The sequence below is a fragment of the Marinobacter gelidimuriae genome, assembly GCF_000372805.1.
GTDB classification, from domain to species: Bacteria; Pseudomonadota; Gammaproteobacteria; order Pseudomonadales; family Oleiphilaceae; genus Marinobacter; species Marinobacter gelidimuriae.
In genome coordinates this window covers 1-18,809 of record NZ_KB889897.1, presented here as the reverse complement: position 1 = coordinate 18,809, position 18,809 = coordinate 1, and the positions used below count along the sequence as shown (strand labels likewise).

At 54.7% G+C, this 18,809-nt stretch carries 19 protein-coding genes and 1 pseudogene; 7 read left to right on the top strand and 13 right to left on the bottom strand.

The window, feature by feature from the left end; translation table 11 throughout:
• Positions 1 to 51 precede the first annotated feature (51 nt).
• A complete protein-coding gene (locus A3OI_RS0111780) occupies positions 52 to 786 on the bottom strand; it encodes a 16S rRNA (uracil(1498)-N(3))-methyltransferase (protein ID WP_018404468.1) in 735 nt (244 codons plus the stop codon).
• Positions 787 to 810: 24 nt separating this feature from the next.
• Positions 811 to 2,160 carry an adenosylmethionine--8-amino-7-oxononanoate transaminase gene (locus A3OI_RS0111775; RefSeq protein ID WP_018404467.1) on the bottom strand — a complete coding sequence of 450 codons (1,350 nt, stop codon included), beginning with the start codon at positions 2,158 to 2,160 and terminating at the stop codon, positions 811 to 813.
• Positions 2,161 to 2,365: 205 nt separating this feature from the next.
• Between A3OI_RS0111775 and A3OI_RS0111770 the strand changes: the two genes are divergently transcribed.
• Positions 2,366 to 2,656: a type VI secretion system PAAR protein gene (locus tag A3OI_RS0111770; protein ID WP_018404466.1), complete on the top strand. Its 291-nt coding sequence runs from the start codon at positions 2,366 to 2,368 to the stop codon at positions 2,654 to 2,656.
• Positions 2,657 to 2,701: 45 nt separating this feature from the next.
• Here A3OI_RS0111770 and A3OI_RS0111765 read toward each other — a convergent pair whose 3' ends face one another.
• The 9 genes from A3OI_RS0111765 to A3OI_RS0111725 form a co-directional block, all read right to left on the bottom strand.
• Positions 2,702 to 3,076, bottom strand: coding sequence for a type II toxin-antitoxin system VapC family toxin (locus A3OI_RS0111765; protein WP_018404465.1), 375 nt, complete (start codon positions 3,074 to 3,076; stop codon positions 2,702 to 2,704).
• Entirely contained in the window at positions 3,073 to 3,279 is a 207-nt protein-coding gene (locus A3OI_RS0111760) for a type II toxin-antitoxin system VapB family antitoxin (protein WP_018404464.1), read from the bottom strand. The genes A3OI_RS0111765 and A3OI_RS0111760 overlap by 4 nt, the downstream gene beginning before the upstream one ends.
• Before the next feature lie 202 nt (positions 3,280 to 3,481).
• Complete coding sequence (locus tag A3OI_RS0111755) at positions 3,482 to 4,228, bottom strand: amino acid ABC transporter ATP-binding protein (RefSeq protein ID WP_018404463.1); 747 nt, start codon at positions 4,226 to 4,228, stop codon at positions 3,482 to 3,484.
• A gap of 13 nt (positions 4,229 to 4,241) precedes the next feature.
• A complete protein-coding gene (locus tag A3OI_RS0111750; RefSeq protein WP_018404462.1) occupies positions 4,242 to 4,913 on the bottom strand; it encodes an amino acid ABC transporter permease in 672 nt (223 codons plus the stop codon).
• 85 nt (positions 4,914 to 4,998) lie between these two features.
• On the bottom strand, positions 4,999 to 5,757 hold the full coding sequence (locus A3OI_RS0111745; RefSeq protein ID WP_018404461.1) for a transporter substrate-binding domain-containing protein: 759 nt from the start codon (positions 5,755 to 5,757) through the stop codon (positions 4,999 to 5,001).
• A 294-nt stretch (positions 5,758 to 6,051) separates the two neighbouring features.
• The gene (gene metF / locus A3OI_RS0111740) at positions 6,052 to 6,921 is read right to left on the bottom strand and encodes a methylenetetrahydrofolate reductase [NAD(P)H] (protein ID WP_026224163.1); all 870 of its coding nucleotides are present in this window, start codon (positions 6,919 to 6,921) and stop codon (positions 6,052 to 6,054) included.
• Between the two features lie 110 nt (positions 6,922 to 7,031).
• Positions 7,032 to 8,426, bottom strand: a complete 1,395-nt coding sequence (ahcY, locus tag A3OI_RS0111735; RefSeq protein ID WP_018404459.1) for an adenosylhomocysteinase — start codon at positions 8,424 to 8,426, stop codon at positions 7,032 to 7,034.
• Positions 8,427 to 8,452: 26 nt separating this feature from the next.
• On the bottom strand, positions 8,453 to 9,643 hold the full coding sequence (metK, locus tag A3OI_RS0111730) for a methionine adenosyltransferase (protein WP_018404458.1): 1,191 nt from the start codon (positions 9,641 to 9,643) through the stop codon (positions 8,453 to 8,455).
• A gap of 140 nt (positions 9,644 to 9,783) precedes the next feature.
• Positions 9,784 to 10,785 carry a metalloregulator ArsR/SmtB family transcription factor gene (locus A3OI_RS0111725; RefSeq protein ID WP_018404457.1) on the bottom strand — a complete coding sequence of 334 codons (1,002 nt, stop codon included), beginning with the start codon at positions 10,783 to 10,785 and terminating at the stop codon, positions 9,784 to 9,786.
• A gap of 247 nt (positions 10,786 to 11,032) precedes the next feature.
• On the opposite strand from A3OI_RS0111725, the gene tkt reads away from it, so the two are divergent.
• The 6 genes from tkt to A3OI_RS22780 all read left to right on the top strand — a co-directional run bounded on the left by tkt (position 11,033) and on the right by A3OI_RS22780 (position 17,558).
• Positions 11,033 to 13,033, top strand: coding sequence for a transketolase (gene tkt / locus A3OI_RS0111720; RefSeq protein WP_026224162.1), 2,001 nt, complete (start codon positions 11,033 to 11,035; stop codon positions 13,031 to 13,033).
• Entirely contained in the window at positions 13,033 to 14,064 is a 1,032-nt protein-coding gene (locus A3OI_RS0111715; RefSeq protein WP_018404455.1) for a type I glyceraldehyde-3-phosphate dehydrogenase, read from the top strand. Before tkt ends, A3OI_RS0111715 begins: the two co-directional genes overlap by 1 nt.
• Before the next feature lie 77 nt (positions 14,065 to 14,141).
• Positions 14,142 to 15,308 carry a phosphoglycerate kinase gene (locus A3OI_RS0111710; RefSeq protein WP_018404454.1) on the top strand — a complete coding sequence of 389 codons (1,167 nt, stop codon included), beginning with the start codon at positions 14,142 to 14,144 and terminating at the stop codon, positions 15,306 to 15,308.
• A 42-nt stretch (positions 15,309 to 15,350) separates the two neighbouring features.
• On the top strand, positions 15,351 to 16,415 hold the full coding sequence (gene fba, locus A3OI_RS0111705; protein ID WP_018404453.1) for a class II fructose-bisphosphate aldolase: 1,065 nt from the start codon (positions 15,351 to 15,353) through the stop codon (positions 16,413 to 16,415).
• Positions 16,416 to 16,574: 159 nt separating this feature from the next.
• A complete protein-coding gene (locus A3OI_RS23185) occupies positions 16,575 to 16,748 on the top strand; it encodes a hypothetical protein (protein WP_018404452.1) in 174 nt (57 codons plus the stop codon).
• A 180-nt stretch (positions 16,749 to 16,928) separates the two neighbouring features.
• A complete protein-coding gene (locus A3OI_RS22780) occupies positions 16,929 to 17,558 on the top strand; it encodes a PDDEXK family nuclease (RefSeq protein ID WP_155903113.1) in 630 nt (209 codons plus the stop codon).
• Here the strand turns inward: A3OI_RS22780 and A3OI_RS20020 are convergent.
• The gene (locus tag A3OI_RS20020) at positions 17,526 to 18,350 is read right to left on the bottom strand and encodes an IS30 family transposase (RefSeq protein WP_018404451.1); all 825 of its coding nucleotides are present in this window, start codon (positions 18,348 to 18,350) and stop codon (positions 17,526 to 17,528) included. The two genes, A3OI_RS22780 and A3OI_RS20020, sit on opposite strands and share 33 nt — an antisense overlap.
• Positions 18,351 to 18,356: 6 nt before the next feature.
• A pseudogene (locus A3OI_RS21995) lies at positions 18,357 to 18,581 on the bottom strand (transposase domain-containing protein); the annotation flags it as partial.
• Positions 18,582 to 18,809: the final 228 nt, after the last annotated feature.

Below are 18,809 nucleotides of genomic sequence, written 5' to 3'. Positions count from 1 at the left end.
CGAAGAGTAAAATCAAAGACTTTTGCTGGTGATGAGCAAATCAGAGCTTGGTTAAACACCAAAATCACCCCAGAGCCACTGACATAAGGCCATGGCGGCAACCGGCGCGGTTTCCGTGCGGAGCACTCTCGGGCCGAGAGCAACCGGGAGGAAGCCGGATTTTTCGGCCTGGGCAATTTCGTCGGCGCTCAGGCCGCCTTCGGGGCCTATCATCAGGGCAACGCTGTTGGGTTTGGCCAGAGAATCCAGTGACTGTTCGGTGCGGTGGTGGAGCACCAGGCGCAGATCGCAGCGTTGGCTGTGTTCCAGCCATTCGGTGATGTTCATCACCGGCAGGATGTCTGGCACTCGTGCGCGGCCGCATTGTTCGGCGGCGCTGATGGCTACCGAGCGCCAGTGGCTCAGGCGCTTGTCTTCGCGGTCGCCTTTCAGGCGTACATCGCAGCGTTCGGTGGAAAGAGGCACGATTCGGCTAACGCCCATTTCCGTCGCTTTCTGCACTGCGTAGTCCATGCGGTCACCCTTTGACAGGGTTTGCCCGAGCACTATCTCCAGCGCCGATTCACTGCTGTTTGCAGTGGGTTGCTCCACCTGAACCGTCACGTTTTTCTTGCTGGCGCTGGCAATCAGCGCGGGGTAGTCCTGGCCATCGCCGTTGAACAGGCTTAATGCCTGGCCAGGTTGCATGCGCAATACCCGGCCTACATGTTGCGCGGCGTTGTCGTCCAGCTGCGCGTCTGCGCCGGCCTGTAACGGGGTGTCGGTGTAGATTCGTGGTATTCGCAACGCAGTCTTCCTTAAAGGCGCGACTCAGTCGCGCACAGCGATGTTAATGCCCTCCGTGGCTACCCGGGCCAGATGCTGAATCTGATCTTCGGTGATCACATAGGGCGGCATAAAATACACCACATTGCCCAGCGGGCGTAACAAGGCCTGGCGGGTGAGCGAGTGCTGGTACACTTTCAAACCGCGCCTTTCCTTCCAGTGGAAGGGCGTTTTGTCGGCTTTGTTTTTAACCATTTCAATGGCCAGCGTCATGCCGTGTTGGCGAATATCACCCACGTTGGGGTGATCCGCCAAATGAGCGACCGACTCAGCCATACAGGCCGACAGGCGCCGGTTATTCTCGATTACCCGATCATCACGGAAAATGTCGAGAGTTGCCAGTGCTACGGCGCAGCCAATGGGGTTGCCGGTGTAACTGTGGCTGTGCAAAAACGCCCGCATGGTTTCGTAATCGTCGTAAAACCCGTTGTAGACGGTATCAGTGGTCAGCACCACAGACAATGGCAGGTAGCCTGCGGTCAGGCCTTTTGACAAGCACATGAAATCCGGTGTGATGCCCGCCTGCTCGCAGGCGAATAGGGTACCAGTGCGGCCAAAGCCCACGGCAATTTCGTCAGCAATCAGATGTACGCCGTACCGGTCACACGCTTCGCGCAGTTTGGTGTGGTAAATCGGGTGGTGCATGCGCATGCCGCCGGCGCATTGAATGAGCGGCTCTACCACGACCGCAGAGATTTCATGGTGCCTTTCTGCCAGCAGCGCTTCCATCGCCTCGAACTGGCGCAGGGCGAAGGCTTCGTCGGTTTCACCGGGCTCTTTCAGGTAGGCGTCTGGTGAGGGCGCAGTAATCACCTCCATCAACAATGGCTGGTAGGTGTTTTTGTAAAGCGCCACATCACCCAGCGCCAGCGCGCCCAGGGTTTCACCGTGATAGCTGTTGGCCAGATTCACGAAGTACTTTTTGTTCGGCTGGCCCTGGTTCTTCCAGTAGTGAAAACTCATCTTCAGCGCCGCTTCGATAGCCGACGAACCATTGTCGGCGTAAAAGCACTTGTTCAGTCCTTCCGGCGTTACCTCAATCAATCGCTCTGACAGATTCACCACCGGCTCGTGGCTGAAACCAGCCAGAATCACGTGTTCCAGCTGGCCGATCTGTTCGATAATAGCGTTGTTGATGCGATCGTTGGAGTGGCCAAACAGGTTTACCCACCAAGAGCTGACCGCGTCGATATAGCGGTTGTTTTCGAAGTCTTCCAGCCACACGCCTTTGCCTTTTTTAATCGGGATCAGCGGCAGGCTTTCGTGGTCTTTCATCTGGGTACAGGGGTGCCACACGGACTTAAGATCGCGGGCGACAAGATCGGCATTGCGCATTGAGGAGCTCCGGACAGACAAAGTGTTGGGTTGCGATAAATCAGCTGTTAACCTTTTGGAATTTTACAGTTAACAGCCGGTTCAGGCTACCGCTTTGCAAGAAGCACTGAAGGCGATAACATAAGCGCACGCGTTTGTTGGGCCAGGATTGCTCGCGGCGCGTGGAAGGAATCAATAAGGACGAACACAACGCAAAGGATGCGACATGAGCAAAGCAGTTGTACTTCTCGGAGACCTGGGCTCCGACCACGAAGGTTTCCCGCCGACACCGGTGATTGCCGGTTCCCCCGATGTGCTGATTGACGGCAAACCCGTTGCCCGCCTGGGTGACCCGTTAGCGCCGCACTCAAAACCCAAGCATTCTCCCCATCCCCGTACCATTGCTGGCGGTTCTTCCACCGTTGTTATTAATGGAAGTCCGGCCGCCGTAACGGGCAGCGCGATTTCCTGTGGGGGCGTGGCTATTGGGTCTGGTTCGGTGGTGATTGGGGAATAGCCCGCTAGCTTTAATCAGGGAGGACAGGGCTTGAAGGTTCAGCCGTCATAACACGGAATACTGCATATCAAAGCGTTCCGCCAATTTTACCAGGCGCTTATCTAAGGTCCATAGCTGGGCGCCTGGTGTAATCAACGTTGACGCGAGAAGTGCAATATCTACCAGGCCACAACCTAACCCGTAGAGCTTTTCCTGTTCAATCAGAATCCGCACTTCGGCAATACTTGCCTGGTTCGCCGGTTCCAGTAGACCGATATCAGAGAGTGTTTGTGTGCGTGGTGAGGGCGGCGTGCCGCAAGCGAGTTCGGCAACCACCATGGGGTGTGTCAGAACTCTGTCTGAGAGCAACAGCTTGGCAAGCGTTGCATTGCGATGACGAAAGTGCCCCGCCCAGACGGACGTATCAACCAGTACATTCATGACGCTGGAGTGTCTTCATGGCGGCGAGAGATGTCCTGCATTTCGGGTGCGGTACCACCCAACGCCTCTAGGCGTTTGGCTGCGCGAGTTCTTACAAACACTTTTATTGCTTCCCGAAACAGTTCCGCCTTGTCCATGCCGGGATCAGCCATGCTGAGCGCCTGCTGATATAACTCGTCGTCGATGGTTACGGTTGTCCGCATGACGCCTCCTGATCTTTAATTTGATGACTATATGCATCAAAATTAGCATCAACAGATGGCACGTTCAAGTAAGGTTTGCCCGAAGTTCCTGCTGGCTACGTCGACCAGGCCAGTGAGCGCGACTTAAAACGACAAAGCCCCCGAATACGGGGGCTTTGTCGTTACTCTTTAATTAACTCTGTCACTCAACGTCAACAACCCATCAGTGCGCCAGCACCCGTGACAGAAACGCCTGGGTACGTTCGTTCTGAGGATTGTCGAACACGTCGTCGGGTTTGCCTTCTTCCACAATCTGGCCTTCGTGGATGTAAATCACCCGGTCGGCTACTTCGCGGGCGAAGCCCATTTCGTGGGTCACCACCATCATGGTCATGCCTTCTTTGGCCAGTTCGCGAATGACGTCCAGCACTTCGCCAACCATTTCCGGGTCTAGCGCCGAGGTGGGTTCGTCAAACAGCATTACCCGCGGTTCCATCGCCAGGGCACGGGCAATGGCTACCCGTTGCTGCTGGCCGCCAGACAGCTGGCTGGGATATTTGTCGGCCTGATCGCTGATGCCAACGCGCTCAAGCAAGCGATCTGCAGTGGCATTAGCAACGATTTTATCGGCACTTTTAACCTTCATCGGCGCCAGCATGATGTTCTTCTTCACCGACAGGTGAGGGAACAGATTGAACTGCTGGAATACCATGCCCACTTCTTTGCGGATTTCAGCCAGGGATTCCTGGTTGCCGCCTTTGGGCGCCAGTTTATGGCCGTCGACTTCCAGGTGGCCAGATTCGTATTCTTCCAGGCCGTTAACGCAGCGGATCAAGGTGGATTTACCAGAGCCGCTGGCGCCGATAATCACCACCACTTCGCCGGCCTCTACGGCCAGATCAATATCTTTCAGCACGTGAAGCTTGCCGAAGTACTTGTTCATGCGTTTGAGCTGCACAATATGAGTCATCAGTCAGTTTCCTTCACACAGAGGCCCGGCCGCGCTTTTCCATGTAGCGCAGAACCATAGACAGTGACAGGGTTATAGCGAGGTACATAAGGGCCACTACAAAGTACACTTCAAAGGCGGTGAAGGTATTGGCAATGTACACCTGGCCCTGGCGAACCAGTTCACCCACGCCGATAACAGAAAACAGCGAGGTGTCTTTAATGCTGACGATGGCCTGGTTACCGAGGGGTGGAATCATCCGGCGAAACGCCTGGGGCCACACAATCGACCAAAAGCTTTGGGTACGGGACAAACCCAGTGACAGGCCAGCCTCGGTTTGGCCGCGGTCAATAGACTGCACGCCACCACGAACCACTTCGGAAATATAGGCACCCGAATTCAGGGCGATAGCCGCAATGCCGGCGACAAGCGGATCAATCGGGCCGCCAATAAGGTCGGGCAAACCGTAAAATATGAACAGCACTTGCACCAAAATGGGCGTGCCGCGGAATATTTCAATATAAGCCGTTGCCGGCCAGCGCAAATACCAGTGTTTGTTAATGCTTAACAAGCCAAACAAAATGCCCAGCAGAAAACCAATAACAAGGCCGCCGAACGAAATCATCAACGTGTAAGGAATACCCTTCGCCAGGAAGGGTATGGAATCTATGGCGGCTTGCCAGTCAAATTGGAACTGTGATTCCACAGTGAATGTCTCCGCAGGAGTAAGCGAGATAAAACACCGGGGCTCGTGGCCCCGGTGCAGTAGAACAGATCGTTAAACTCCGAGCTTACTTGGCTTCGGGCAGAGGGCCAAACCATTTTTCATAAATGATTTTGTAGGTGCCGTCTTCGCGGATTTCTGCCAGAGCAGTGTTTACTTCGTCTACCCATTCGCTACCGGCCTTCAGGGCAATACCGTACTGCTGACCTTCATACAGGGCACCCACGGTTTTTACTTTGCCTTCGCCTTTGGTACGGGCGAAATAGGCCACGTTGGGGGCGTCGTAGAACACAGCATCAACAGAGCGGGACATCAGCGCCAGGTACATATCTGCGCTGCCGGGGTAGGGCGTTACGCCGGCGCTATCTTCCAGATTGCCGGTCAGGTAGTCGTAGCTGGTGCTGCCGATTTTGGAGCCGATCTTTTTGCCTTCAAGATCTTTGAATTCCAGAATGTCGTTGTTATCAACGCGTACCAGAAGGCGCAGGCCCGAATCGTAGTACGGGTCAGAGAAGTCGACGATTTTCCCGCGAGCTTCAGTGATGGTGATGCCCGCCATAGCAATATCGATACTGCCCGTCTGCAGGGCCGGAATAATGCCGTTGAAATCCATGGTGTTCATGTCGTATTCAAAGCCAGCCCGTTTGGCAACTTCGGCGATGATTTCCATGTCAAAACCGATCATTTCACCGGTTTCTATGTCGAGCATTTCGAAGGGTACAAAGCTGGGGTCGGTCGCAATTTTCAGTTTTTCTGCGCTCACAGTGCCAGCTGCTGCGGTCAGAACCAGACCCGCAGTCAGTGTTTTCAGCCATTTTGTGCTCATGTTTTCTCCTTGGTTTTTATAGAACCCCGGCTGTCGCAATATGAACGGTTTTCCGAGCCGATAAGGGCAGGGGATAACCGGAGCGAATTGTCGGGGCTGTGTTATGAATTGCGCTAAGAGCTACGTATAAGAGCTGTGTTGAAAACTATGCTCAGAATCGCATTAAGTACACTCTAGACTATTACTCAGACTGCGGTGCAAAATCAAATGCGTGACACTCGGAAAGGCTTTTTCGAAGCAAAAAAATACCCGTATTAGCAGATGGTTATAAGCTCTTACGGGTGTTTTTGTCGGTTAAAACGGTATTTTTTCGCGCTCGCCCAACCCAAGGTTTTTCCAGATGCCGAGGCTGGGTTCAACCTGGTTCAACGTGTAAAAGTGCAAACCGGGCGCGCCGGCTTTCAACAGCCTTTCACACATGCGGGTAACCACTTCTTCGCCAAACTGACGAATGCTTTCGCTGTCGTCGCCGTAGGCTTCCAGCTGCTTACGTATCCAGCGTGGAATTTCGGCGCCGCACATGTCGGAAAAGCGCACCAGGCTGGAGAAATTAACGATGGGCATAATGCCGGGAACCACAGGAATGGTAACGTCTGCTTTTTCAAGCCGGTCAATAAAATACAAATAGCTGTCGGCGTTGAAGAAATATTGGGTAATAGCGCTGTTGGCGCCGGCTTCTACCTTGCGTGTGAAGTTCTTCAGGTCTTCCTCGGCGCTGCGGGCCTGAGGATGAAACTCCGGGTAGGCGGCCACTTCCAGATTGAAATAATCGCCGCTGTGCTCGCGAATAAAGCTCACCAACTCGTTGGCGTAGCGCAATTCACCGGCTGCACCCATTCCTGAGGGCAGGTCGCCGCGAAGCGCCACAATGCGATTAATGCCCTTTTCTTTATAGGTGTCGAGCAGTTCGCTGATTCCTGCCCGTGTGCCACCCACGCAAGACAGGTGCGGGGCGGTAGAAATGCCCTGTTGGTGCAGGCTAAAAACGGTTTCCAGTGTGCGGTCCCGGGTCGATCCACCGGCACCAAACGTCACTGAAAAGAAATCCGGGTTTACGGCCGCTAGTTCGTCGCGAACGCCTTGCAGTTTTATTTTGCCCTGTTCGGTCTTGGGCGGGAAGAACTCAAAACTGAACCGCCGCTTGAATTGTTTTTGGGATTCCATGTTGTTGTCCAGAATGTAGGGTTGGAACCGGGCCAGCCGAAGCTGGCCCGTGATCACATCCGCCGTGGCGGCTTAGTGCTTGTACAAGTACCTGTAGATAGCCTTTATAACTAGTACTTGTAGCTTTCCGGCTTGTACGGGCCTTCCACCGGAACACCGGTGTAGTTGGCCTGCTTTTGGGTCATTTTGGTGATTACGCCGCCAAAACCTTCGACCATGGCACGGGCCACTTCTTCATCCAGGTGCTTGGGCAGAACCTGCACATACACGCCTTTAGCGCGGGCTTCTTCCGGCAGGTCAGCAAACTTGCGCTCAAACAGGTACATCTGAGCCAGCACCTGGTTGGCGAAAGAACCGTCCATGATGCGCGACGGGTGACCGGTTGCGTTACCCAGGTTCACCAGACGGCCTTCAGACAGCAGAATCAGGTGGTCGTTGGCCGCTTTGTTGCGGTACACAATGTGAACCTGCGGCTTAACCTCGTCCCATTCCCAGTTCTTACGCATGAACGCGGTGTCAATTTCGTTATCGAAGTGACCGATGTTGCACACAACCGCACCAGAGCGCAGAGCCTTCAGCATGTTGGAATCGCACACGTCGTAGTTACCGGTGCTGGTGACCAGAATGTCGATTTTAGACAGCAGGGCTTTGTCGATGCTGGCTTCGGTGCCGTCGTTCTCGCCATTGATGTACGGTGAAACCACTTCAAAACCGTCCATGCAGGCCTGCATGGCACAAATGGGGTCGGCTTCGGTGATCTTTACGATCATGCCTTCCTGGTTCAGGGAAGCAGCAGAACCTTTGCCCACGTCGCCGTAACCGATAACCAGTGCTTTCTTACCCGACAGCAGGTGGTCGGTGGCGCGCTTGATGGCGTCGTTCAGGCTGTGACGGCATCCGTATTTGTTGTCGTTCTTGGCTTTGGTGACGGAATCATTCACGTTGATGGCCGGAATCTTCAGGGTGCCGTCGCGCAGCATTTCCTGAAGGCGGTGTACACCGGTGGTGGTTTCTTCGGTCACGCCGTGGCAGTTGGCCAGAATCGCCGGGTATTCTTTGTGCAGCAGTTCGGTCAAATCACCGCCGTCGTCCAGAATCATGTTGGGCGACCAGCCTTCCACGTTTGCGCCGACGGTTTGATGCAGGCACCACTCGTATTCGTCGTCGGTCTCGCCTTTCCAGGCAAACACCGGGACGCCTACGGCGGCAACGGCAGCTGCGGCCTGGTCCTGGGTAGAGAAGATGTTGCACGACGACCAGCGCACGTTGGCACCCAGCTCGATCAGGGTTTCAATCAGCACGGCTGTTTGAATGGTCATGTGGATGCAGCCAAGCACGTTAGCACCCGCCAAAGGCTGTTCCGCTTTGTACTTGTTGCGCAGCGCCATCAATGCCGGCATTTCGCCTTCGGCGATGTTGATTTCCTTACGGCCCCAAGCGGCCAGCGAGATGTCACGTACTTTAAAGTCTTCAACGGTGTTCATTTTTTCTGCGGGAGTACTCATTCAGGTGTTCTCCAGTTCATTATCGATTAAATGCCGGCTGCGTCTTTCAGAGTTGCCGCGCGATCGGTTTTTTCCCATGGGAATGTGGTAAATGTTTCGCCATTTACGGTGACTTGTTGCGGCTCGCGGCCGAAGTGACCGTAGGCTGCTGTGGCCCGGTACATTGGGTGCAGCAGGTCCAGCATGTTGGTAATAGCGTAGGGGCGCAGGTCAAAGTTCTGGCGTATCAGTTCAATGATCTTGTCGTCGCTGATCTTGCCAGTACCGAAGGTGTTTACGGAGATAGACGTGGGTTGCGCCACACCAATCGCGTAAGAAACCTGAATTTCGCATTTCTCGGCCAAACCGGCAGCCACCAAGTTCTTCGCCACATAGCGGCTAGCGTAAGCGGCGGAACGGTCAACTTTTGACGGATCTTTGCCGGAAAAGGCACCGCCACCGTGGCGTGCCATGCCGCCGTAGGTGTCTACGATGATTTTACGGCCGGTCAGGCCACAGTCACCGACCGGGCCACCGATCACGAATTTGCCGGTGGGATTGATGTGGAACTGGGTGCCTTTGTGCAGCAATTCTGCTGGCAACGCGTGCTTCACAATCATTTCCATCGCGGCTTCTTTCAGATCGGCCTGGCTGACGTCTGGGTCGTGCTGGGTAGACAGCACCACCGCATCGATGCCCACAACCTTGCCATTTTCATAGCGGCAGGTTACCTGGCTCTTGGCGTCCGGGCGCAACCACGGCAGTACGCCATTTTTGCGGGCTTCGGCCTGGCGCTCTACCAAACGGTGAGCGAAGGTGATGGGGGCGGGCATCAGCACCTCGGTTTCATTGCTGGCGTAGCCGAACATCAGGCCCTGATCGCCGGCGCCCTGGTCTTCTGGTTTTTGGCGGTCTACACCTTGGGCAATGTCCACCGACTGTTTGCCGATGATGTTGATAATGCCGCAGGTGCCGCCGTCAAAACCGACGTCAGACGATGTATAGCCGATGTCTCTAATCACGCCGCGCACCAGATCTTCCAGGTCTACCCAGGCGTTGGTGGTTACTTCACCACCAATAATAGCCACACCGGTTTTCACCATGGTTTCACAGGCAACACGGGCGTGCCGGTCTTCGGTAAGGATGGCGTCTAGCACGGCATCCGAAATCTGGTCTGCCAGTTTGTCCGGATGGCCTTCCGAAACGGATTCGGAGGTGAAAACACTGTAGTCAGACATTAACGGTGGCTCCTTTTATGAGCGATCTAAAATTATGTGAGCGGTCCAAAATTGTACTGTTGACCAGGTATACGTAATAACACTTACATCTATATCAAAGTTTTTTGATATTTATCTTCAATCCCCTGCAAGGCCGGTGTTTACCGCTTTGCAGTGGTCTTCCAAAACTCCCGAACCTGCACTTGAAAACCGTTGCGCAGGCCAATAAATATGCATTCGCGGGATTGCAGGCCCGCATCGGCGGCCCAGGCGGTTAACTCTTCAGGCTCAAAACCCAGCCACAGGTCACCGCAATTCTCCCGCGCCCAGACCTGATCGTGGCGGCACAGCTCGCTGATAATCAGGCAGGCGCTGTTGTTCATAAGAGCTGCAGCGTCTAGAAAGATATCCGCAGGGCTAGGTACGTGGTGCAGCACCATATTGGCCACTATCAGGTCAAAACCATCGCCGCGGGCCAGCAGGGTGTCGGTTACGCCTTCAATCAAATCCACATTGTTCAGCTTTTCATCAATACAGGTCTGCTGCGCTTTAGCCAGCATGTCACCGCTGTTATCCAGCGCCACCAGGTGATGGCATAGCGGCGACAACACCGGCAAGAAGCTGCCATCCCCTGGGCCGATTTCCAGCGCAGTTGGCCAGCTTTTTTTAGGCGCACGTTGGCGTATCAGCCTTGCCGCGGGCTTGGCGTAAAGCTCGAACGGTGCAATCAGCTCCTGCTGCTCGCGGAATTGCGCCGCGTGGCGGGAGAAAAACACTTGGGACTGATCGGCCCGCTGGCCGCGAATCACGTCGATTTTCTCCTGCAAATGTAAGGGCAGCGGCACCTGATCAACGGTGGAGAACACCTGGCGAAGGGTCTGCCCCGTCAGGGTGTTCACGGTCAGGTTTAACGGGCGGCGGTAAAAAATAGAATTGCCTTCGCGCTGTGGTTCCACCAGGCCGGCCTTGTGCATCACCTTCAAGTGATGGCTCATGCCCGACTGGCGCATATCAAACAGTTGGCTCAACTCCAGCACGCCAAACGTGTCCCGCCGTAATACCCGCATAATTTCCAGGCGCAAAGGATCACCGCTGGCCTTATAGATAGTGGCCAGGGCGTCCGCCGGAGCGGAGTCGGGAATGGCAGTGCCGGTGTTTGTCATAGGGATGGAGTGTAAGGAGCTTTTTTGGGCTAGGCAAGTGCTATATCAAAGTTTTTTGATATAGATTGTTAATGCAAAGTCGATTTGCCCCCACCCACCGTAATCGGCGAAAATATGCGCCTTATTTTTGAGCGTTCTGTTGTCGCTTTATTGTCGCGCTGTTGTAACGCTGTTATGGCAGTGCGGACACGCGGCCAGCAGACCGGGATTTATCTCTACTTCCTTGAAAAACATTGGAGAAATGTTGATGCCCTCTCGTAAAGATCTCGCCAACGCCATTCGCGCGCTGAGCATGGATGCGGTTCAGAAAGCCAAATCCGGCCATCCGGGTGCGCCCATGGGCATGGCTGATATCGCCGAGGTGCTGTGGAATGATTACCTAAGCCACAATCCTGCCAACCCGCAGTGGGCCAACCGTGACCGTTTTATGCTGTCTAACGGCCACGGTTCCATGTTGCAATATTCGCTGCTGCACTTGAGCGGTTACGACGTTTCCATTGATGACATCAAAAACTTCCGCCAACTGCACTCCAAAACTCCGGGCCACCCGGAATACGGCTACACCCCGGGTGTTGAAACCACCACCGGGCCTTTGGGCCAGGGCTTGGCTAACGCCGTAGGTTTTGCCCTGGCTGAGAAAACCCTGGCGGCGCAGTTCAACCGCCCGGGCCACGACATTGTTGACCACTACACCTATACTTTTGTAGGCGATGGCTGCCTGATGGAAGGCCTCTCCCACGAAGTGTCGTCGCTGGCCGGCACTCTGGGGCTGGGCAAGCTGATCTGCTTCTACGACGACAACGGCATCTCCATTGACGGCAAAGTAGACGGCTGGTTCACCGACAACACCCCGCTGCGTTTTGAAGCTTACGGCTGGCAGGTGATTGCCGATGTAGACGGCCACAACGCCGACGCTTTGAGTGCGGCCATTGAAGTCGCCCGCGCCAACGCCGATCAGCCCACGCTGATTTGCTGCAAAACCGTGATTGGCTTTGGCTCGCCCAACAAACAGGGCAGCGAATCGGCCCACGGCGCACCGCTGGGCGAAGACGAAATCGTTCTGACCCGCGAAGCACTGGGCTGGAAACACGGCGCCTTTGAAGTGCCGGAAGACATTTACGCCAAGTGGAACGGAAAAGAAAAAGGCCAGACCGCCGAAAGCGCCTGGAACGACACCTTCGCCGCGTATCAGAAAGCCGAGCCGGAACTGGCCGCAGAGTTCAAACGCCGCATGGCCGGTGACCTGCCCGCCGACTTCTCTGGAAAAGCCCAGGCTTACATCCAGAGCGTTCAGGACAAAGGCGAAACCATCGCCAGCCGTAAGGCGTCCCAGAACAGCTTGAACACTTATGGCCCGATGCTGCCGGAACTGTTGGGCGGCTCTGCCGACCTGGCCGGTTCCAACCTGACCATCTGGAGTGGCTGTAACACCGTCACCAAAGAAGACGCCAGCGGCAACTACATTAATTACGGCGTGCGCGAGTTCGGCATGGCCGCCATCATGAACGGCCTGACCCTGCACGGCGGATTCGTACCCTACGGCGCCACCTTCCTGATTTTCATGGAATACTGCCGCAACGCGGTACGCATGGCCGCACTGATGAAGCAGCGCGCCATCTATGTGTTCACCCACGACTCCATCGGCCTGGGTGAAGACGGCCCCACGCACCAGCCCGTGGAACAGCTGGCCAGCCTGCGCACCACGCCCAACATGAGCACCTGGCGCCCGGCCGACGCAGTAGAATCCGCCGTTGCCTGGAAAGCCGCGCTTGAGCGCACTGACGGCCCCACTGCCTTGGTATTCAGCCGCCAGAACCTGCCCCACCAAAACCGTTCTGCGCAGCAACTTGCCGACGTTGCCCGCGGTGCCTATGTGTTGTCAGACAGCGAAGGCACGCCAGAGCTGATTCTGATTGCAACAGGTTCCGAAGTTGCCTTGGCTCAAGACGTAGCCGCCAAGCTGCGCGAGCAGGGCAAAGCCGTTCGCGTGGTGTCTATGCCGTCGACCGACACCTTTGATGCGCAAAGCGCCGACTACAAGCAGCAGGTATTGCCGCTGGACGTCACCAACCGCATCGCGGTGGAAGCCTCCATTGCCGATTACTGGTTCAAGTACGTCGGCCTGGACGGCCGCATTGTGGGCATGACCACCTTTGGTGAATCCGCACCCGCTGGCGAACTGTTCAAGGAATTCGGCTTTACCGTCGATAACATCCTGGACGTGGCCGCCGAGCTATTGGAAGCTTGATGACCCAGCCCGCGCTTTATCGTGTCGCCATCAACGGTTACGGCCGCATCGGCCAGTGCGTGCTGCGGGCGCTGTATGAAAACGGTTATCGCGACCACTTCCAGGTGGTCGCGATTAACGAGTTGTCAGACATCGACACCATCGCGCATTTAACCCGCTACGACTCCACCCACGGCCGCTTTCAAGGCACGGTGGCGGTAGAAGGCGACAGCCTGTGGGTGAATGGCGATGTTATCCGCGTTTTAAACAGCACCGACCCGGCTGAATTGCCCTGGCAACAAATGGGCATCGACCTGGTATTGGAATGCTCCGGTGCGTTTTCTGACCGCGCGACGGCGGAACGGCACCTGGCCGCTGGTGCTAAACGCCTGTTGTTCTCGCAGCCGGCCGAAGCCGATGTAGACCGCACCGTGGTGTACGGCATCAATCATCTTGAACTGTTAGAGAGTGATCGCATTGTGGCTGCCGGTTCTTGCACCACCAACTGCCTGGTGCCGATGATCAAAGTGCTGGACGATGCGCTGGGCATAGAGCAGGGCACTACCACCACCATTCACGCGGCGATGAACGACCAGCCGGTGATTGACGCTTACCATCATCAGGATTTGCGACGCACCCGCAGCGCGCTGCATAACATCGTACCGGTAGACACCGGCCTGGCCCTTGGCATTGAACGCTTGCTGCCCCACATGAAGGGCCGCTTCAGTTCCGTTGCCATGCGCGTGCCCACGCTAAACGTGTCTGCCATTGATATGGTGCTGAACGTACGTACGCCGGTGACCGTCGCCAACGTTAACGGCATACTGCAGCGGGCGGCGACTACCTTACCGTTGATGGGCATATTGGGTTACACCAACGAACTGCTGGCAAGCTCCGACTTTAACCACGACTCCCGTTCCGGCGTGGTCGACGGCGGCCAAACCCGAGTTACCGGGGAAACCATGGTGAAAGTGCTGTGCTGGTTTGATAACGAATGGGGCTTTGCCAACCGCATGCTGGATGTCAGCCGGCACTGGCTGGCTGCGCACTGACTTATGATCTGATTCACGATCTGACGAACAACCTGATTCACATTTGACGCTGACGAACTGTTGAAGGGCAAAAGAGTATGGCCATCAAAAAAATGACCAACCTGAATCTGGCAGGCAAGCGCGTACTGATTCGCGAAGACCTGAACGTACCGTTGAAAAACGGCCGCATCACCAGCGACGCCCGCATCCGGGCCGCGCTGCCCACCATCAAAGCGGCTGCAAGCGCCGGCGCCAAAGTCATGCTGATGTCGCACCTTGGCCGTCCGGAAGAAGGCGTGTATGACCAAGCCGCTTCCCTTAAGCCCGTGGCCGAGCACCTGAGTGAAGCCCTGGGCCAGAACGTACGCCTGATCAAAGACTACCTGAACGGCGAAGACCTACACCTGGCCGATGGCGACGTGGTGCTGTTCGAGAACGTGCGCTTCAACAAAGGCGAAAAGAAAGACGACGAAGCCCTGGCCAAGCAATACGCCGCGCTTTGCGATATTTACGTGATGGACGCCTTCGGCACCGCACACCGCGCCCAGGCCTCTACCCACGGCGTAGGCAAATTTGCCCCCGAAGCGTGTGCTGGCCCGCTGCTGGCCGGTGAACTGGAAGCCCTGGCTAAAGCTCTGGATAACCCGGCCCGGCCCGTGGTTGCCATTGTTGGCGGCTCCAAAGTCTCCACCAAGCTGGACGTACTCAACGCTCTGGAAAAAGTCTGCGACCAGATTATTGTGGGTGGCGGCATCGCCAATACCTTCCTGGCCGCCGCCGGTCACCCAGTCGGCAAGTCACTGTGCGAGCACGACTTGATAGACGCCGCCAAAGACATCGCTTTCCGCGTTGAAATTCCGCTGCCGGTTGACGTAGTCGTTGCCAGTGAGTTTTCTGAAACCGCGACAGCCACCATTCGCAACATTTCAGACGTGACCGAAGATGACATGATTCTGGACGTAGGCCCCGAAACCGCCGGCCAGTTTGCCGAGCTGCTGAAAAATGCCAAAACCATTTTATGGAACGGCCCGGTCGGTGTATTTGAATTCGACCCGTTTGAAAACGGCACCAAAGTGCTGGCCCACGCCATTGCCGACAGCGCAGCATTTTCACTCGCCGGCGGCGGTGATACTGTGGCGGCCATTGACAAGTACGGTGTAAATGAGAAGATTTCCTATATCTCTACCGGTGGCGGTGCCTTTCTGGAATTCGTAGAAGGCAAAACCCTGCCCGCAGTCGCCATGCTGGAAGAGCGTGGCGCGTAAAACGCATTTAACCAATCGTATAATTTTTAAGGAGACAACCTAATGGCCCTGATTTCGATGCGGCAAATGCTGGACCACGCCGCCGAGCATGGTTACGGTGTGCCAGCCTTTAACGTGAACAACCTGGAACAAATGCGCGCAATTATGGAAGCGGCGGACAAAACCGACTCACCGGTGATTGTTCAGGCCTCTGCCGGCGCCCGCAAATACGCCGGTGCCCCCTTCCTGCGCCGCATGATTCTGGCGGCCATTGAAGAGTTTCCGCACATCCCGGTGGTTATGCACCAAGATCACGGCACCAGCCCCGCCGTGTGCCAGCGCTCTATTCAGCTGGGCTTCAGCTCCGTAATGATGGACGGCTCCCTGGGTGAAGACGGTAAAACACCGACCGACTACGAATACAACGTAGACGTTACCCGCCGCGTAGTAGAAATGGCCCACGCCTGTGGCGTATCGGTAGAAGGCGAGCTGGGTTGCCTGGGCTCCCTGGAAACCGGCCAGGCCGGCGAAGAAGACGGCATTGGCGCCGAAGGCACTCTGGACATGAGCCAGATGCTGACCGACCCCGAAGAAGCTGCCGACTTCGTGCAAAAGACCCACGTAGACGCACTGGCCATTGCCATCGGCACCAGCCACGGCGCTTACAAGTTCAGCCGCCCGCCCACTGGCGACACCCTGGATATCGGGCGAATCAAAGCCATTCACAAACGTATTCCAGACACCCACCTGGTGATGCACGGCTCTAGCTCTGTACCCCAGGAATGGTTGAAAATCATCAACCAATACGGCGGCCAAATCCCCGAAACTTACGGCGTACCCGTCGAAGAAATCGTGGAAGGCATCAAACACGGTGTGCGTAAAGTCAACATAGACACCGACCTGCGTCTGGCAAGCACCGGCGCCGTTCGCCGCTTCCTGGCCGAGAACCCAGCCGAATTCGATCCACGCAAATTCCTGAAAGCCACCATGGTGGCCATGTCAGATATTTGTATTGCGCGTTATGAAGCGTTTGGTTGCGCGGGTAACGCCAGCAAGATTAAGCCTATTAATCTTGAACGCATGTATGAGCTTTATGACACTAGGGCGCTGGATCCTAAGGTGCGGTAATTTGGTGTTGAGGTAGGCAGTGTTTTGATGAAGAGCCTTCGGTGAGAGCCGGGGGTTTTTTGCGTTTTTGATCATTTGGGGGAAGTCATAAGGCTAAAAAGGGTCTAGTGTGTACGTATTAGTACGATGTGCGCACCCACTTGTTAAGGATGACAGCCGATGATTTCTTCTTTACTGATTCTGTTTTCTCTTGGCTTTGCGCATCCTGTAGCAACTACATCGTTGGCCACTGATTTTTATTTTGTGATTCGTGGTGAGTTTGCCCGGAATTCTGCTCGAATGGGGCGTGTGTTTGAGATGCAGGGTGTGGAGCATTCTTCGTTATTGCAATAACGAAGCGGTCAAACGATTACAGAGAGCTGTTTAGCTGTAATTTTTTAAGAAATTGTTATTTATGGGGAAAAGTAAAAATTTCCCGTTACAGGATTGCGTGTTATGTGGCGGTCAGTTTTTCGCAATAATGAAGAGCGCTATCTAACACGCTGTTAGCTTTACAAGAAAATAAGGACATTTATGGCAATTTATGACTTTACTGATAATTCATTGAATAAAGTTGAAATAACAACATTCAATGCGGAAGGTATTTTGGAGCGTCAGCACTTACAGTTAGCTATAAAGCACCAAATTGAGGTAGTTGCTCCTAATTGTTTGGTAATATCAGAAGAGTTTTCAGAGTGGTCAGAATCAAAAAGACGAATTGATTTATTAGCCATTGATAAACAAGGGAATTTAGTTGTTATTGAGCTAAAACGGACAGAATCAGGAGAGCATATGGAACTTCAAGCACTTCGTTATTCTGCAATGGTCTCTACGTTAACATTTAGTCGAGCAATTGAAATTTATCAAAAGTATCTTACTTCTATCAGCAGTGAAGAAAATGCTGAGAGCAATTTGCTTGAATTTCTTGATTGGGAAGAACCTCAAGAAGATGATTTTGCTTTAGATGTTCGAGTGGTATTAGTTTCAGCGAATTTTTCAAAAGAACTTACAACATCAGTTATGTGGCTAAACCAACGTAACCTTGATATTCGTTGTGTCAGGCTAATTCCCTATAAATATCAAAATCAAATATTACTTGATGTTCAGCAAATAATCCCTTTACCCTTGGTTTCAAGCAATAAGTGCAGCACCGCTCGTTTCTAACGCTCCAGAGTACTCCCCAAGAAATATCTCCGCGGGTGTGCGGAATCCGAGTCGTACTCTGGGGCGATTGTTCAATGCATTCTCAACCTTTCTGATGTCTGATTTCCGGAGCTGAGCAAAGTCGGTGCCCTTCGGAAAGTACTGCCGGATCAGGCCGTTTGTGTTCTCGTTGGTGCCGCGTTGACACGACATATAGGGGTCGCAGAAGAACGCTTTCGCTGTCAGTGCTTTGCTCACCATTTCATGAGCAGCAAACTCAGATCCATTATCAAAAGTGATCGTCTTGACTGCACCTCTGATTGGCGCAAGCAGTCTGACAATAGCCTTCGCCGTGTTGTTCGCACTCATGGTCTCCAGTATCGCCATCTTCAGATACCCACTGCGGCGCTCGACCAGTGTCACCAGCGCAGAGTCCTTGTGTCCCTTCAGTACCGTGTCTCCTTCCCAGTGGCCGATGGTCAGGCGGTGGTCGACAGCCTCGTCTCTTGCGGCAATGCCTACGCGGTTCGGGATCTTGCCCAGGCCCGCTGACTTGGCCAGCTGCCGCCGATTTCTGCGGCTCACAGGCAGGCGGCAATAGGTCCATAGATCGCCGCCATTGACCTTGTCTCGGTAGATCAAGTCATAGATCCACTGATGGCTGATCTGTATTCCTGCCTTACAGAACCGGCGCATAAAACCCGTTATCTGTTGCGGGCTCCATGCGTGACGAATCCGCTCCTTGATCCACATAATGACGCCAGCATTGCGCTTATTGGCCTTCAGGGCGTAAGCGCCCTTAAATCGACCCACTTGTCCTCAGTCGAACTGCGACACATTTTTTGAGATTCGTTCCAGATCCACGCTCCATGGCAGCAGTGCCTCCAGCTTTTCCAGCGTGTCAGCGTCAGCAATGCGCGCCAGCACATGCTGTATGTAAGCCGAGGGTTCCAGGCTGTTGGTTTTAGCGGTCTCAACCAGGGAGTAACACGTTGCACTCGCCCGTGCGCCCTGCGAGGTATCTGCAAAAAGCCATGCTTTTCGGTTATGCGAAGCTTTGCATAACCGAAATTATCCGCACCCGATAATTATGCAAGGTTCGTCGGAGCACAAGCGGTGTTTTCAGGGGCGGAGCGCGAGCGGAGGCTTGCATAGTTTTAGAGACTTTCCAGAAACTGGAGGAGTGCGTCCGTCGGGCGGTAGCGCTTGTGCTGGGTCGCAGGTGGGGTGATGGCGGCAAGGGCCCGCTCCTTCATGCCCATGTCCGCTTCG

What these genes read in the sequence shown, in the direction of transcription:
- A3OI_RS0111775 (WP_018404467.1), bottom strand. Translation starts at nt 2,160, where the DNA reads ATGCGCAATGCCGATCTTGTCGCCCGCGATCTTAAGTCCGTGTGGCAC.
- A3OI_RS0111770 (WP_018404466.1), top strand. Translation starts at nt 2,366, where the DNA reads ATGAGCAAAGCAGTTGTACTTCTCGGAGACCTGGGCTCCGACCACGAA.
- A3OI_RS0111765 (WP_018404465.1), bottom strand. Translation starts at nt 3,076, where the DNA reads ATGAATGTACTGGTTGATACGTCCGTCTGGGCGGGGCACTTTCGTCAT.
- A3OI_RS0111760 (WP_018404464.1), bottom strand. Translation starts at nt 3,279, where the DNA reads ATGCGGACAACCGTAACCATCGACGACGAGTTATATCAGCAGGCGCTC.
- A3OI_RS0111755 (WP_018404463.1), bottom strand. Translation starts at nt 4,228, where the DNA reads ATGACTCATATTGTGCAGCTCAAACGCATGAACAAGTACTTCGGCAAG.
- A3OI_RS0111745 (WP_018404461.1), bottom strand. Translation starts at nt 5,757, where the DNA reads ATGAGCACAAAATGGCTGAAAACACTGACTGCGGGTCTGGTTCTGACC.
- metF (WP_026224163.1), bottom strand. Translation starts at nt 6,921, where the DNA reads ATGGAATCCCAAAAACAATTCAAGCGGCGGTTCAGTTTTGAGTTCTTC.
- ahcY (WP_018404459.1), bottom strand. Translation starts at nt 8,426, where the DNA reads ATGAGTACTCCCGCAGAAAAAATGAACACCGTTGAAGACTTTAAAGTA.
- metK (WP_018404458.1), bottom strand. Translation starts at nt 9,643, where the DNA reads ATGTCTGACTACAGTGTTTTCACCTCCGAATCCGTTTCGGAAGGCCAT.
- A3OI_RS0111725 (WP_018404457.1), bottom strand. Translation starts at nt 10,785, where the DNA reads ATGACAAACACCGGCACTGCCATTCCCGACTCCGCTCCGGCGGACGCC.
- tkt (WP_026224162.1), top strand. Translation starts at nt 11,033, where the DNA reads ATGCCCTCTCGTAAAGATCTCGCCAACGCCATTCGCGCGCTGAGCATG.
- A3OI_RS0111715 (WP_018404455.1), top strand. Translation starts at nt 13,033, where the DNA reads ATGACCCAGCCCGCGCTTTATCGTGTCGCCATCAACGGTTACGGCCGC.
- A3OI_RS0111710 (WP_018404454.1), top strand. Translation starts at nt 14,142, where the DNA reads ATGGCCATCAAAAAAATGACCAACCTGAATCTGGCAGGCAAGCGCGTA.
- fba (WP_018404453.1), top strand. Translation starts at nt 15,351, where the DNA reads ATGGCCCTGATTTCGATGCGGCAAATGCTGGACCACGCCGCCGAGCAT.
- A3OI_RS23185 (WP_018404452.1), top strand. Translation starts at nt 16,575, where the DNA reads ATGATTTCTTCTTTACTGATTCTGTTTTCTCTTGGCTTTGCGCATCCT.
- A3OI_RS22780 (WP_155903113.1), top strand. Translation starts at nt 16,929, where the DNA reads ATGGCAATTTATGACTTTACTGATAATTCATTGAATAAAGTTGAAATA.